Origin of the sequence: Vibrio aestuarianus (assembly GCF_028858425.1) — a bacterium.
In the GTDB taxonomy this organism is placed as follows: Bacteria; Pseudomonadota; Gammaproteobacteria; order Enterobacterales; family Vibrionaceae; genus Vibrio; species Vibrio aestuarianus.
The window spans coordinates 2,456,473-2,471,123 of the sequence record NZ_JAKNYQ010000001.1 but is presented as its reverse complement, the minus strand read 5'-3'; the positions used below and the strand labels follow the sequence as shown (position 1 = coordinate 2,471,123).

13 protein-coding genes are annotated in these 14,651 nt (G+C 44.4%); 1 reads left to right on the top strand and 12 read right to left on the bottom strand.

Annotated elements, in window-relative coordinates; translation table 11 throughout:
- Nucleotide 1: 1 nt before the first annotated feature.
- From rodA to leuS, 7 genes are all read right to left on the bottom strand, one after another.
- Nucleotides 2-1,123, bottom strand: a complete 1,122-nt coding sequence (gene rodA, locus MCT08_RS11280; protein WP_274678430.1) for a rod shape-determining protein RodA — start codon at nt 1,121-1,123, stop codon at nt 2-4.
- Nucleotides 1,123-3,009: a penicillin-binding protein 2 gene (mrdA, locus tag MCT08_RS11275; protein ID WP_274678429.1), complete on the bottom strand. Its 1,887-nt coding sequence runs from the start codon at nt 3,007-3,009 to the stop codon at nt 1,123-1,125. The genes rodA and mrdA overlap by 1 nt, the downstream gene beginning before the upstream one ends.
- A gap of 6 nt (nt 3,010-3,015) precedes the next feature.
- Nucleotides 3,016-3,486, bottom strand: coding sequence for a 23S rRNA (pseudouridine(1915)-N(3))-methyltransferase RlmH (gene rlmH, locus MCT08_RS11270; RefSeq protein ID WP_053310274.1), 471 nt, complete (start codon nt 3,484-3,486; stop codon nt 3,016-3,018).
- Between the two features lie 3 nt (nt 3,487-3,489).
- Nucleotides 3,490-3,807 (bottom strand): ribosome silencing factor, encoded by a 318-nt coding sequence (rsfS, locus tag MCT08_RS11265; RefSeq protein WP_053310273.1) that lies wholly within the window; start codon nt 3,805-3,807, stop codon nt 3,490-3,492.
- Between the two features lie 63 nt (nt 3,808-3,870).
- Complete coding sequence (gene holA / locus MCT08_RS11260) at nt 3,871-4,896, bottom strand: DNA polymerase III subunit delta (RefSeq protein WP_053310272.1); 1,026 nt, start codon at nt 4,894-4,896, stop codon at nt 3,871-3,873.
- A gap of 9 nt (nt 4,897-4,905) precedes the next feature.
- The gene (locus MCT08_RS11255; protein ID WP_274678428.1) at nt 4,906-5,526 is read right to left on the bottom strand and encodes an LPS-assembly lipoprotein LptE; all 621 of its coding nucleotides are present in this window, start codon (nt 5,524-5,526) and stop codon (nt 4,906-4,908) included.
- 182 nt (nt 5,527-5,708) lie between these two features.
- A complete protein-coding gene (gene leuS / locus MCT08_RS11250) occupies nt 5,709-8,282 on the bottom strand; it encodes a leucine--tRNA ligase (protein WP_171980429.1) in 2,574 nt (857 codons plus the stop codon).
- Nucleotides 8,283-8,404: 122 nt separating this feature from the next.
- Between leuS and MCT08_RS11245 the strand changes: the two genes are divergently transcribed.
- On the top strand, nt 8,405-8,875 hold the full coding sequence (locus MCT08_RS11245; protein WP_053310269.1) for a zinc ribbon-containing protein: 471 nt from the start codon (nt 8,405-8,407) through the stop codon (nt 8,873-8,875).
- 73 nt (nt 8,876-8,948) lie between these two features.
- Here the strand turns inward: MCT08_RS11245 and lnt are convergent, their stop codons facing one another.
- From lnt to miaB, 5 genes are all read right to left on the bottom strand, one after another.
- On the bottom strand, nt 8,949-10,457 hold the full coding sequence (gene lnt / locus MCT08_RS11240; protein WP_274678427.1) for an apolipoprotein N-acyltransferase: 1,509 nt from the start codon (nt 10,455-10,457) through the stop codon (nt 8,949-8,951).
- 45 nt (nt 10,458-10,502) lie between these two features.
- Complete coding sequence (gene corC, locus MCT08_RS11235; RefSeq protein WP_053310267.1) at nt 10,503-11,378, bottom strand: CNNM family magnesium/cobalt transport protein CorC; 876 nt, start codon at nt 11,376-11,378, stop codon at nt 10,503-10,505.
- A gap of 92 nt (nt 11,379-11,470) precedes the next feature.
- On the bottom strand, nt 11,471-11,935 hold the full coding sequence (gene ybeY, locus MCT08_RS11230) for an rRNA maturation RNase YbeY (RefSeq protein WP_053310266.1): 465 nt from the start codon (nt 11,933-11,935) through the stop codon (nt 11,471-11,473).
- Nucleotides 11,932-13,032 (bottom strand): PhoH family protein, encoded by a 1,101-nt coding sequence (locus tag MCT08_RS11225; protein ID WP_053310265.1) that lies wholly within the window; start codon nt 13,030-13,032, stop codon nt 11,932-11,934. Before MCT08_RS11225 ends, ybeY begins: the two co-directional genes overlap by 4 nt.
- A gap of 69 nt (nt 13,033-13,101) precedes the next feature.
- Nucleotides 13,102-14,526, bottom strand: coding sequence for a tRNA (N6-isopentenyl adenosine(37)-C2)-methylthiotransferase MiaB (miaB, locus tag MCT08_RS11220; protein ID WP_053310264.1), 1,425 nt, complete (start codon nt 14,524-14,526; stop codon nt 13,102-13,104).
- Nucleotides 14,527-14,651 lie beyond the last annotated feature (125 nt).

The window sequence follows — 14,651 nt, the reverse complement described above, 5'->3', positions numbered from 1 at the left end:
GTTAAGTCGCCTTTGAAAATGCGTTTCTATGTGTATGAATGGACATCAGAATCCCGAACCCTGCCATCAGTGTTACCATGGATGTTCCACCATAGCTGATCAAAGCAAGAGGCACTCCCACAACAGGTAAAATACCACTTACCATGCCAATATTTACAAAGATATAAACAAAAAAGCTCAATACAATACTGCCTGCCATCATGCGGCCAAATGCTGTTTGTGCATTGCTAGCAAGGTATAAGCCGCGTCCGATAATGAAAAGGTAAATAGCTAACAAGCATAAGATGCCAATCATGCCCCATTCTTCGGCGATCACGGCAAAGATAAAGTCAGTATGACGTTCGGGTAAAAACTCAAGTTGTGATTGCGTGCCATGTAGCCATCCTTTGCCTGACATCCCACCAGAGCCGATGGCAATTTTGCTCTGGATAATGTGGTATCCCGCACCTAGCGGATCTGATTCTGGGTTAAACAGTGTGCGAACTCGGACCTTTTGGTATTCACGCATTAAAAAGAACCATAGCACCGGAATAAAAGCGCCCAATGCAACGGCGGCTGCAAAAATAATTCGCCAACTTATCCCTGCCAGGAAAATAACGAATATTCCTGACGCGGCAATCAAAATCGATGTGCCTAAATCAGGTTGTTTGGCAATCAAAATTGTTGGAATGAAAACCATCAATAAAGCGATAAAGAGTGTTTTGAAGCTTGGTGGAAGGGCTCGTTTTCCGATATATCGAGCCACCATGAGTGGTACGGCAAGCTTAAGCAGTTCTGAAGGTTGGAAGCGAACAAAACCAAAATTTAGCCAACGCTGTGCACCTTTAGATGATTCACCAAAGAACAGTACGCCTAGTAGTAATACGACACCACAAAAGAACAGAAATGGGGCAAGCGCTTCATAAGTGCGGGGGGATACTTGTGCAAGGATAAGCATCACACCAAGAGCGAGCGCCATGCGCATTGCTTGCTTGTCCATCATGGCCAAACTTTGACCGCTGGCGCTGTACATCACTACCAAACCAAAGCCCATCAGCAACAAAATGCCAAGCAGCAGTGGGAGATCGATATGTAGGCGCTCAAATAGCGCTCGGTTTTGGCCAGTTGAAGGATCGAGTTCCATTATTTTTCTGCCTTAGTTTCTTCGCCCAATAGCGCTTTATCAAACACTTTACGCACAACGGGGGCTCCATTAGTAGAGCCTCCGCCTGCATTTTCTAGTACTATCGTCACCACGAGTTTTGGATCTTCTACAGGGGCAAAACCGGTAAACAGTGCGTGGTCACGTAAGTGTTCTGCAAGCTCATCTGCATTATATTCTTGATTCTCTGCTAGTCCGAAAACTTGTGCCGTACCTGATTTACCTGCACTGGTATATTTTGATCCGTAAAAAGAGCGGCGCGCCGTGCCTTTTTTCCCATGGTTAACTAATTCCATTCCGTGAATGGCGATATCCCAATAACGTTTTGGCACTTCGTTAATTGGCGGGTACGTTTCGACATCAGACAGTTGTTGTTTACTGAATTCTTCACCATTTTTAATGGTCGAACGCAGTAGGTGAGGGGCGATAACTTTACCATGATTGACTAATACTGAGGTTGCTTTGGCAATCTGCATTGGCGTTGCTGTCCAGTAGCCTTGTCCGATCCCAACCGGTATGGTATCGCCTTGGTACCACGGCGTACGGTGGCGAGCCATTTTCCACTCACGCGTTGGCATATTGGCTTTACTTTCTTCAAAAATATCAATGCCGGTGTAATCACCAAAGCCAAAGCGCATCATCCAAGCTGAAAGCCTGTCGATCCCCATATCATAAGCGATTTGATAAAAGAACGTATCGACAGACTCTTCAAGTGCTTTGGTGATGTCTACTTTGCCATGCCCCCAACGCAGCCAATCGCGGAAGGGTTTGGTTTTAGAGTTAGGTATTGTCCAATAGCCTGGATCGTTGCGCACTGTTTTGGTCGTTATCACGCCCTCTTCTAAGGCTGACACGGCAATAAATGGTTTAACAGTAGAGGCGGGTGGATAAATGCCCAGTGTTGCGCGGTTAACCAATGGCCTGTTTTTATCGGTCAGAAGCGCGTTGTACGCTTTACCAGAGATACCATGAACGAAAGCGTTAGGGTCATAACTAGGGCTAGATACCATAGCGAGTACGCCGTTATCTTTGGGATCGAGCACAACAGCGGAGCCGCGACGACCATCAAGCAGTTGATGCACGTAAAGTTGTAAGTCGATATCCAGGTTTAAAACAATGTCTTTACCAGCAACGGGGGGAACGTATTTTAGGGTACGGATGATACGACCACGGCTGTTGACTTCCACTTCTTGGTAGCCAGCGATGCCATGTAAGGTTTCTTCGTAGAAACGCTCGATGCCCAATTTACCAATATCGCGAGTGGCTTGGTAGTTAGCCGCTTTTTCTTCACGTTCTAGGCGTTCTAAGTCTTTGTCGTTGATCCGTGATACATAGCCAATGACATGAGTCAGCACTGCACCGTAAGGATAATAACGCTTTAAGTTGGCGGTAACGGAAACTCCAGGAAATCGATGCTGATTAACGGAAAAAATGGCCACTTGTTCTTGAGTCAATTGAGTCAAAATAGGGATGGAATTAAAGCGTCGGGTTTGTCGTCGCTCTTTTTCAAAAGTCGCAATTTTCTCTGGTGATATTTCGAGAATATCTTGCAAGCGAGCAATGGTCTCAGCCATATCTTTCACTTGTTCGGGAGTGATTTCGAGGCTAAATACAGGGCGGTTTTCTGCTAAAAGAACGCCATTACGATCGTAGATCAACCCGCGATTGGGAGCGATGGGGACAACTTTAATTCGGTTATCGTTGGAACGTGTTTTGTAATCTTGATATTGATTAATTTGGATGTGATATAAATTGGTGAGCAAAATGCCCACCAAAACTACAATACCAATGAAAGCTGCAATCGCTCGGTTTCTAAAAAGGCGAGCTTCAGCTTGGTAGTCACGAATTTGGCTACGATTACGCAACATGTATATTTATTCTCGATGGTAAGGATGGTTCGCGGTAATGCTCCAAGCTCGATACAAACTCTCAGCCATAACCACTCGTACAAGAGGGTGAGGGAGAGTCAGCGGCGATAGAGACCAGCTTTGTTCGGCAGCCGCTTTGCATGCAGGGGAAAGCCCTTCTGGGCCGCCAATCAAAATCGAAACATCACGAGCATCTAATTTCCAACTTTCTAACTGCCCAGCGAGCTGTTCTGTATCCCAGCGCTTGCCTGGAATATCGAGTGTAACAATTCGATTACCTTTTGGCACTGCCGCTAACATGGCTTCGCCTTCTTTTTGCAAAATTCTTGCAATATCAGCGTTTTTCCCTCGTTTTCCTGCTTGTATTTCAATTAGCTCTAGGGGCATGTCGTGCGGAAAGCGGCGGCGATATTCTTGAAAGCCTTCTTCGACCCACTTGGGCATTTTTGTCCCAACGGCGATCAGTTGAATTTTCAACGTTTAGCTCCAGAGCTTTTCTAGTTGGTACAGTTCTCGATGCTCTTCTTGCATAACATGCAGCATGCTGCTGCCCATGTCTAGGACCACCCATTCACCTTCAGCTTCACCATCCATGCCCAAAGGTTCAAGACCGACTTTTTTTACCTCGCTAGAGACGTGCTCAGCAATAGAAGCAACATGTCTTTTCGATGTGCCAGTGCAGATGATCATATAATCGGTAATGCTGGATTTTCCTTTTACATCCAATGTTTTGATATCTAGCGCTTTCATATCATCAGCTTTATCTGCAAGAAAGTCTTTTAATTCATGGTGTTGCAAAGGTGATCTCCTATAAGAACAAATTTAAGGCGAAAGAAAAATGGAGCGCAGTATATCACGCTTTTAGGCCAACTTTGACAAACCTGATTGAGGTAAACAAAACTCAATACTGAGTTGCTGCAAGAGTGGCCAAGGTGAGGTGTCATACTGCGTTTTAGCCATGATTTCAGCTTGGCTGAGTTGTTGTATCAGTTGCTGTAATTTTACGCTCGACAAGCGTTTTAAACTGGCAGAATACCAAGGACGTTTTGATTGCCATATTCTGTGTTTATCAAAAATAGCGCCTAACGTCATCTGCGAGAGTTCTTTTTGCATTTGCAGCAATAATAAAAGCTCTTTTTGAAGACTACGAATAAGGATAACGCATTCTGTTTCTTCTGCGATCAATTGGCGCAAGATACGCTGTACTCGGTTCGCTTGCCCTTCTAATAAGGCGTCAATCCAATGGAATACAGTGAAGTGGTTGTGTCTACTGAGTGACTCTTCTAAACGGATCAAAGTCAGTTGGCCATCAGGATAGAGCAGGGCAAGTTTTTCTAAACTTTGCGCGAGTGCAAATAAATTCCCTTCATGCCACTGAGCGAGCATTTGAACCGCTTCTTTGTCCGGCGTTAGACCGAGAGCGCGGCAGCGCATCATGACAAATTGTGGCAATTTTTGCATGTCAGGCGTTAAGCAACTGACCCAACAACCTTGAGCTGAGAGCGTTTTAAACCATTTTGCACTTTCTTGTGCCTTGGTTAATTTACCCCCAATGATGACCAGCAAAATATCGTCATGAAGTGACTCACTTAGCGAGAGTAACTCCTTGGCAATCGCAGCGTTAGCACCGGCTTCCGGTAACTCTATTTCTATGATCTGTCGACTAGAAAAGAGGCTTAGAGACTGACAGCAATCATAAACATCAGGCCAATTTAAATTGGAATCAGCAGCAAAGCGGTGGCGTTCTTCAAAGCCATGCTGCTGAGCTTTTTTTTGAATAGCAAGGCGAGATTCTTGTAACAAAAGCGGCTCGTTGCCAAACAACAAATAGATGTTCACTAGTTGCTTATTTAGATGATCAGCCAATTTGTCAGCAAATATTCTCATTACTACGACCTAGTTTGATTGATTGGTTGGGGCTAATTCGCCTTCAATCGTTTGTATATCGTACTGCTTCTCGATGGTTTGCATTTCTTCGTTTTCTTGCGCTTCAAGCATCATCTCACTGGCCGCAATGTTGGCTTTTAAACGAGCCATTTGACGTAAGATTTGGCTGGCGGCAACTTTACGCATTTCATCTTCGATCATATCGCGCTCTACGGATTTAGCGAGTGCTGTCAATGGGTTATCTAGATAGCTGCGGGTAACGCTGGTCGAAAACACTTTTGTTCCTACATCAGGGACAGTCACGCGGTAAGAGGCGTTAAACGTTAACTCTTTTTCAGCCGCGCGAGTGTTTTGATATAAAGAAAGCGTCCGTTCTCCCACGCTTTCACTAAGTAGGTGTAAATTAGGTACATCTTTTGCTGGTGAGACTAGCTCAATTTCAGTCACGCGCAGTTGGTTTTTCACCATACGGGTAAAGGTGCTGTATTGGTCATAACTGGTTAATGACATTCTGTGCAACTCTTCGGGCACCGAGTAATCGCCACGAAGATGAAAACCACACGCTGAAAGTAGAGTCGTCAATGCGAGTACAGAGATTAACTTCAATGAGGAAGAAGGGATAAGGCGCATTAGATTTAAATTCTCATATGTTGTTTACTTATTTTAGTTTACCTCATCAGGTTACTTGCTTAAGAGCATTACTGGAGAGGAAATATTATGTAGTCAGATAAACTAAAATAAGTAAACAGGGTAGCGAGCCACCCTGTTTAATTTGCACTTATAACAAGCTAATCCATTACCGTGATAATGTCTTAGTTTGCTACGATGTTGAGCAATTTACCGGGTACGTAGATTACTTTACGAATCGTCAATCCATCGGTAAATTTCATTACGTTTTCATCCGCTAAACCAAGTGTTTCAACCTGATCCTTGGTTGCGTCTGCGGCAACAGTCAGTTTGCCACGTAGCTTGCCGTTGACTTGCAATACAATCAGTTTTTCATCTTCGACTAGTGCTGATTCATCGTAAGTGGGCCAAGTAGCGTTATCTACATTTGATTCACCGAGCGCATTCCACATTTCAAAACAGATGTGTGGAGTGATTGGGTAAAGCATGCTTACTACCGCTTTCATGGCTTCATCAAGAATAGCGCGATCTTGTGCTGACTCTTGTGGTGCTTTTGTCAGCTTATTCATTAGCTCCATGATAGCTGCGATTGCTGTATTGAAAGTTTGTCGACGAGCAATATCATCAGTCACTTTCGCAATGGTTTTATGTACTTCACGACGAAGCGCTTTTTGCTCACCAGAAAGTGTTGCGGCGTCAACCGCTTCTGCTGCACCTTTTGCTGTGTGTTCACCAACCAATTTCCAAACACGTTTTAGGAAACGGTTTGCGCCTTCAACGCCAGACTCTTGCCATTCCAATGTCATATCAGCAGGAGAAGCAAACATCATAAATAGACGAACTGTATCAGCACCGTATTTGTCAACCATCTCTTGTGGATCAATACCGTTGTTTTTTGACTTAGACATTTTGATCATGCCTGAGTGCTCAACGCTACGGCCTTGGTTATCAATTGCTTGTGTGATACGACCTTTACCATCACGGTCAACTTTCACATCCGTCGGTGCTATCCATTCTTTAGTGCCTTTCTCATTGGTATGATAGAAAGCATCCGCAAGCACCATACCTTGACACAATAGTTGCTTGAATGGTTCGTCAGAAGTGACGTAACCAGCATCACGCAAAAGTTTGTGGAAGAAGCGTGAGTACAGTAAGTGCATGCACGCGTGTTCAATACCACCGATGTATTGATCCACCGGTAACCAGTAGTTAGCTTTTGCTGGGTCTAGAATATCGTCTGCTTGTGGTGAACAGTAGCGAGCGTAGTACCAAGACGACTCCATAAAGGTATCGAAAGTATCGGTCTCACGCAGTGCTGGTTCACCATTGAAGGTGGTTTTTGCCCACTCTTTATCGGCTTTGATTGGGCTTGTAACCCCGTCCATAACTACATCTTCAGGAAGAATGACTGGCAGTTGATCCGCTGGTACTGAATGAACTTGGCCATCTTCAGTCGTCACCATTGGGATTGGTGCACCCCAGTAACGTTGACGAGATACGCCCCAGTCACGTAGACGGAAGTTAACAGTCTTCTTGCCTTTTCCTTCAGTTTCTAGTTTGGCTGAGATTGCATCAAATGCTGCTTGGAAATTAAGGCCATCAAATTCACCTGAATCAAACAGAACCCCTTTTTCTGTATAAGCGGCTTCTGATACATCCACATCAGAACCATCTTCAGGTTTGATCACTGGAATGATATCTAAGCCGTATTTAGTGGCGAACTCATAGTCACGCTGATCATGAGCGGGTACAGCCATCACTGCGCCAGTGCCGTAATCCATCAACACAAAGTTTGCGATATAGATAGGTACTTCACGCCCATTGAGCGGATGGATAGCGGTTAAGCCTGTATCCATACCTTTCTTTTCCATCGTAGCCAGTTCTGCTTCAGCTACTTTTGTATTTTTACATTCGTCGATGAATGCGGCTAATGCTGGGTTATTTTGAGCTGCAATAGTCGCTAGCGGGTGACCCGCAGCGATACCCACGTAGGTTACACCCATTAATGTGTCTGGACGCGTGGTATACACTTCAAGATCTGAATGATCCTGAACGGCAAACTTAAGCTCAACACCTTCAGAGCGGCCAATCCAGTTACGTTGCATGGTTTTAACCATTTCAGGCCAACCGTCAAGTTTGTCGAGATCGTCCAATAGCTCTTGTGCGTAAGCCGTGATTTTGATGAACCACTGTGGGATCTCTTTTTGTTCCACAGGGGTATCACAACGCCAACAACAGCCATCTTCCACTTGCTCATTAGCAAGTACTGTTTGGTCATTTGGACACCAGTTCACTGACGAGGTCTTTTTGTAAACAAGGCCTTGTTCGTAAAGCTTAGTGAAGAACTCTTGTTCCCAACGATAGTATTCAGGAGTACATGTTGCGAATTCACGGCTCCAATCATAACCAAAGCCAAGAAGCTTAAGCTGATTTTTCATGTACTCAATGTTTTCATAAGTCCACGGAGCTGGCGCAGTTTTGTTTTTTACTGCGGCATTTTCTGCCGGAAGGCCAAAAGCATCCCAGCCAATTGGCTGCATTACATTTTTGCCTTGCAGGCGTTGGAAGCGAGAGACTACATCACCGATGGTATAGTTGCGCACGTGACCCATGTGCAGTCGACCACTTGGGTAAGGAAACATAGAGAGACAGTAGAATTTTTCTTTATTTGGGTCTTCACTTACCACAAAGGTCTTGTTGTCATCCCAGTGCTGCTGAACTTTTTGTTCAATATCTTGCGGGTTATATTGCTCTTGCATCGATGATATCCGGTTATCTTGGAATTTGTGAGTTCGGTTAGAACAGATTCTAATTGATCGACATAGAATACCTAAAGCAAGGGTACACAACAATAGCCAATCTAGTTTGATGGAGGTCACTAATGCCAAAACGTAAAGCGAGTTATGAAGAGATTGTTGATGATGTGATAGAAACACTCAAACATAGCCCAGATGAAGTATCAAATGTTTTGCATACATCGGGCAAAGTTGTTGATGCAGCGAACGATATGACCAAAGATGAGTTGGCGTTGATTTCGGCTTACGTTAAAGCTGATTTGAAAGAGTTCGCGGATAATTTTGAAGAGAGTCGAAGTAGCCCGTTTTCGTTGATGATCACAAACTCAATTTGGCAAGGATTGCTAGATATTACTGATCGTACGAAAGTGGAATGGGTTGAGCTATTTCAAGACTTAGAACGGCAAGGTTTATATCAGGCAGGTGAGATGATTGGTTTAGGAGTATTAGTTTGCGACCATTGTGGGCACAAAACGGAATACAACCATCCAACGGAAATTGTAGCTTGTATCCAATGTGGGAAAACTGCCTTTACCAGGTTGCCATTAAAACCATAATAGTGACGTGCTTTGGCTATCTGTGATTTCAAAGGCGCACTAAGCGCCTTTGTTTTATTTTAACTGAGCACTATTAGCTCTTCCATCGCCACCCACAAAGTAAGCTTAAGAAGACCCAAATATACAAAGGCCAAGTTCCAATGGTTCGATAAGGGGTATGACCTGTTGTTGAGGTCAGCTCTGTTTTAAGTACGCCAGTTTCAAACTGAGGCAGTTGTTTGAGGATGTTACCCTTATGATCCGTGACCGCTGTGACGCCGTTATTGGTTGAACGTATTAACGGCTTCCCTAGCTCAAGAGCGCGCATTCTGGCGATCTCCATATGCTGTAATGGCCCAATAGATCGACCGAACCAAGCATCGTTTGATAGTGTTAAGATAAAATCGGTATCGTCTGTGACGTTTGCTCGTACTTGCTCACTAAAAATGATCTCATAACAGAGCGCAGGAGTGAGGTGTTTCCCATTCGCTATGATATTAGGTTGAACATACTCTCCGCGATGAAAAGACGACATTGGTAAGTTAAAAAACGGAGCAATGGGCCTTAAGAATTTTTCAAAGGGGACAAATTCACCAAAGGGCAGTAGGTGATATTTGTGATAGCGCAGGGTTGGGTCATAGGTGTAATCACCATAAGGCGTTTCACCAAGCGTCAGTATGCTGTTATAAAATTCTTTCTCAGGTCCTTGGTTCAATATACCAGTAATGATTGCGCTGTTATTCATCTTTGCTGCGCTATCAAGGTTATGCAGAAAAGAGGGGATCTCAAATTCGAAAGCTGGAATGGCCGCTTCTGGCCAAATGATAATATCCGCATCCCAGTTTTCACGGCTGAGGTCGGTATATTTCATAATGGTTGGCCAACGTTGGTTGGGGTGCCATTTGACGGCTTGGTTGATATTACCCTGGATAAGTGCAATTTTGGTGGTTGAGCTAGGGTCTAGTGTTACCCAATCAATATTTCTTAAGCCAAAACCAGTGGTAAAGATAACCGCAGGAATAAGTAGCAGCGCCCATGCTCGTTGAAGCAACGTCATCGCGATAGCACTGGAACACATGATAACGAGCAAAGTGATGAGCTCGACACCCCCTAATGGGGCAAAGCTGGCCAGGGGGCTATCGATTTGGCTATAGCCTAACCACAGCCAAGGAAATCCGGTCATCACCCAACCTCTTAACCAGTCGGTGAGTAACCAAAGTGCTGGCGCGGCTAAGAAAAAGCGAGTGAGATTATTTTTCGGGAAAAAACGGTTTAAAAGACCGGCAAATAACCCAGTGTAGACTGCTAAATATCCGACCAATAGTGACATTAAAAATAGGCTAGCGATTTTTGGCATACCGCCAAATGTGTCGATGCTGACGTGTACCCAACTGATACCAAAGGCGAAGAAACCTAACCCCCATGCATAGCCTATTACGGTGGCTTTTCTAGTTGATTGTTGGTTAATCAGTAGTAACAAGAGTACGGGGCTGATGATGGCAAGTGGCCAAAATTGGTAGGGAGCAAAAGCTAAAGGGGTTAATACGCCAATAAAAGCGGCCGCTAACGGCCGCTTTAGGCGATGAATAAATGCTTTAATCATCTTTTGTCATTCTAATGTACTTACTTCAGTAAGAATGGATATTGGTTATTCTTCTGTGGTGACAGGAAGAGTTTCAAGATCAGGGATGGTGACTTGTAGTTGAACAACTCTACGGCTGTCTGCTGCAGTGACTTTGAAACTATAGTTTTCGATCTCAACCACTTCACCACGGCTCGGCAAATGACCAAATGCAGTCATGACTAGTCCACCTACGGTATCGACTTCTTCATCACTGAAGTTAGAGCCAAAAGCATCATTAAAGTCTTCAATGGTTGTTAGTGCTTTAACCGCAAATGTATGCTTGCTGAGCTTACGAATATCAAGCTGTTCTTCGTCATCGAACTCGTCTTCAATGTCGCCAACGATTTCTTCCAAAATATCTTCAATGGTTACAAGACCAGATACCCCACCAAATTCATCAACGACGATCGCCATATGGTAACGTTCTTCACGAAACTCTTTCAGCAATCGGTCAACTCGCTTACTTTCCGGCACAACCACGGCTGGGCGAATCACTTCTAAAATGTCAAATGGTGCGCTTTCTGAACCCAAATATTTAAGTAAGTCCTTCGCAAGTAGAATACCTTCAACATGGTCTTTGTCTTCACTGATAATCGGATAACGTGAGTGCTGAGCGTCTGTAATCAGCGCAATTAAAGCATCCAAGTTAGCATTTTTATCAACAGTGACCATTTGTGAGCGTGGGATCATAATATCTCGCACGCGCATCTCAGAAATCTCCATCACACCTTCCAACATATCACGGGTGTCATGGTCGATTAGGTCATTTATTTCGGAGTCGCGGATGACATCTACAAGCTCTTGGCGATCTTTTGGCTCACCTTGAAATAATTGGCCTAGGCGTTCAAAGAAGGACTTTCTACTCGGACCTTCAGAATTCTGGGGGTTATCTTCGTTCATTGTTTCTCTAATTATTCACGCTATCAGATGTGTGATAGCACACATATTTGTACCTGCCAGTCAGGTACAGCTTTAAAGCTCTTGCTTTTAAGCTATTCTTTTTCTGCAATGTATGGGTCTTCAAAGCCCATATCAAGCATGATTTCTGTTTCGAGAGACTCCATCTCTTCAGCTTCGTCATCTTCGATATGATCATAACCTAACAGATGCAGGCTGCCGTGTACAACCATATGCGCCCAGTGTGCCATCAATGGCTTGTTTTGCTCTTGGGCTTCTTGTTCTACCACTTGGCGACAAATAACGAGGTCACCGAGCAAATCGATTTCCATTCCCGGCGGTGCTTCAAAAGGGAAAGAAAGCACGTTGGTTGGCTTATCTTTTCCACGGTATTCGCGATTGAGTTGCTGACTTTCTTGGACATCAACCACACGAATGGTCACTTCTGCTTGAGTCTGAAATGGTGTTACCGCTTTATTGAGCCACTGGCTAAAATCATTAAAAGTAGGTAAACCTTGTTCTGATTCGACCGCTAATTGTAAATCTAGTTCGATACTCATTGTTCACCAGTCGTTTTTTCAGTTTCTAACAATTCAGCGTTTATCGTGTCGACGACTTTTGCTTCGCGCTCTTCTCGTCGACGTTGCTCATTAGCTTTTCGTTCTTTTTGATCTTTCGCTTCCCATTTTTCATAGGCGTTGACGATACGTGCTACGACTGGGTGACGAACGACGTCGTCGGCAAGGAAGAAGTTGAAACTGATTTCATCGACTTCATTGAGTACTTCAATGGCATGTCTAAGGCCAGAACGAGCACCGCGAGGTAAGTCAATTTGGGTGACATCGCCGGTGATCACGGCGCGAGAATTAAACCCAATCCGAGTCAAAAACATTTTCATCTGTTCAACGGTGGTATTTTGGCTTTCATCCAAAATAATAAAAGCGTCGTTAAGCGTGCGTCCACGCATGTAAGCGAGCGGAGCCACTTCAATCACATTACGCTCAATCAGCTTTTCTACTCGTTCAAAGCCGAGCATTTCAAACAAAGCGTCGTAGAGTGGTCGCAAATAAGGGTCAACTTTTTGGCTTAGATCTCCCGGTAGAAAACCCAGTTTCTCGCCAGCTTCAACTGCAGGCCGAGTCAGCAAAATTCTGCGAATTTCTTGGCGTTCAAGTGCATCAACGGCTGCGGCAACGGCTAAGTATGTTTTCCCTGTACCGGCTGGCCCAATCCCGAAACTGATGTCATGAGTGACCATGTTAACTAAGTACTGAGCCTGATTCGGTGTGCGCGGTTTTATGACACCTTTTTTGGTTTTAATGAACACTTCTTTACCATGTTCAATGACCGCTTCCGAGTTTTGTTCAAGGATGCCTGATTCTTTGATCGCTAAGTGGATTTGTTCAGGCTCGATGTCGGGAATATTACCGTGGACAGGTGCGGTATCAACGTATAAAGATTTAATAATATCTAAAGCAGCGGCTGCGGTATGAGGTTGGCCGACAATGGTGAAAAACTGGCTGCGATGGTTGATTTCGACACCTAAACGGCGCTCTAAATGCTTGATGTTGTCATCGAATGGACCGCACAGACTGGCAAGGCGGCGGTTATCTGAAGGTTCTAGATCTATCTCTAGCGTCACAATTTTATTGCTCAATGTTGCCTCTCAGTTTGCCATTTAATAGCACCCGATTTGGACCGGGTGCCATATGGAATTATTGTAAACCTAAGGTGTAAACGTTGCTACTCCTAGCTCATCTTCACGACGAGTCTGCGCCATCATTTGAGTAGGAGAAATCATGGTGCGAAGGTCCATATCTTTTTCTGTACGCACTAATTCACCACGTAGTGAGTTAGCAAATACGTCTACGATCTTCACATCAACGAATTGACCAATGAGATCGGCAGAACCTTCAAAGTTTACAACGCGGTTATTTTCTGTGCGCGCACGAAGTTCCATCAAGTTCTTTTTCGATGGGCCTTCAACTAGAACGCGTTGCTCAGTACCAAGCATCAAACGTGAATAACGCATGGCTTGCGCATTGACCGTTTGTTGTAGTTCGTACAGGCGCTCTTTTTTAACTTCTTCAGACAAATCACAAGGATAGTCAGCAGCAGGTGTACCTGGGCGTGGAGAAAAAATAAAACTGAAGCTCATATCGAAATCAACGTCTTTAATTAGCTTCATCGTGTCTTGGAAATCTTTGTCACTTTCACCTGGGAAGCCAACAATGAAGTCTGAGCTAATTTGAATATCTGGACGAGCTTTACGCAATTTACGAATGATCGATTTGTATTCAATCGCGGTGTGTGGGCGCTTCATCATGGTCAAAATTCGGTCTGAACCACTTTGTACTGGAAGATGCAGGAAGCTCACTAGCTCTGGTGTATCTTCATAAACAGCAATGATGTCATCGGTAAATTCAAGCGGATGACTGGTTGTGAAGCGAATGCGATCAATACCATCAATCGAAGCGACCAAACGTAATAGTTCTGCAAAAGAGCAGATTTCGCCATCGTGCATTGGGCCACGATAGGCATTAACATTCTGACCAAGTAGGTTGACTTCACGTACACCTTGCTCAGCAAGTTGGGCGATTTCGTACAACACGTCATCCATTGGACGGCTTACTTCTTCGCCGCGAGTGTATGGCACTACGCAGTAAGTGCAATATTTTGAACAGCCTTCCATGATAGAAACAAAAGCGGTCGCACCGTCTGCTTTTGGTTCTGGTAGACAGTCAAATTTCTCAACTTCAGGGAAGGATATATCCATCACCGGCCCGGCGTTGGTTTGTGATTGTTTAATCATTTCTGGCAAACGGTGTAGCGTTTGTGGGCCAAAAATAACATCAACGAATGGCGCTCGTTCACGGATATGATCGCCTTCTTGTGTTGCTACACAACCGCCAACACCAATCACAACGCCCTGTTTTTTATCTTTTAGCGTTTTCCAACGACCTAGTTGGTGGAAAACCTTTTCTTGCGCTTTTTCACGGATTGAACAGGTGTTAAGTAATAGTACATCTGCTTCCTCTGGCTCTTCCGTTAGCTCATAGCCGTTTGCAGCGTTAAGCAGGTCGGCCATTTTTGATGAATCGTATTCATTCATCTGGCAGCCCCAGGTTTTAATTAGCAGTTTCTTACTCATCTCACTTCCGCTCATTTTGTTTGTCTAAATTCGTTGAGCCATGCTCAAATTATAGCCGCCATATCAGCGGTAGCCGCGTATTGTACTGCTTTAAAAAGTCACTGACTAGTGATCCAGCGAAATCT

Bases quoted from the DNA above. Each gene is read 5' to 3' on its own strand.
- rodA (WP_274678430.1), bottom strand. From the start codon at position 1,123: ATGGAACTCGATCCTTCAACTGGCCAAAACCGAGCGCTATTTGAGCGC.
- mrdA (WP_274678429.1), bottom strand. From the start codon at position 3,009: ATGTTGCGTAATCGTAGCCAAATTCGTGACTACCAAGCTGAAGCTCGC.
- holA (WP_053310272.1), bottom strand. From the start codon at position 4,896: ATGAGAATATTTGCTGACAAATTGGCTGATCATCTAAATAAGCAACTA.
- MCT08_RS11255 (WP_274678428.1), bottom strand. From the start codon at position 5,526: ATGCGCCTTATCCCTTCTTCCTCATTGAAGTTAATCTCTGTACTCGCA.
- leuS (WP_171980429.1), bottom strand. From the start codon at position 8,282: ATGCAAGAGCAATATAACCCGCAAGATATTGAACAAAAAGTTCAGCAG.
- MCT08_RS11245 (WP_053310269.1), top strand. From the start codon at position 8,405: ATGCCAAAACGTAAAGCGAGTTATGAAGAGATTGTTGATGATGTGATA.
- lnt (WP_274678427.1), bottom strand. From the start codon at position 10,457: ATGATTAAAGCATTTATTCATCGCCTAAAGCGGCCGTTAGCGGCCGCT.
- corC (WP_053310267.1), bottom strand. From the start codon at position 11,378: ATGAACGAAGATAACCCCCAGAATTCTGAAGGTCCGAGTAGAAAGTCC.
- ybeY (WP_053310266.1), bottom strand. From the start codon at position 11,935: ATGAGTATCGAACTAGATTTACAATTAGCGGTCGAATCAGAACAAGGT.
- miaB (WP_053310264.1), bottom strand. From the start codon at position 14,526: ATGAGTAAGAAACTGCTAATTAAAACCTGGGGCTGCCAGATGAATGAA.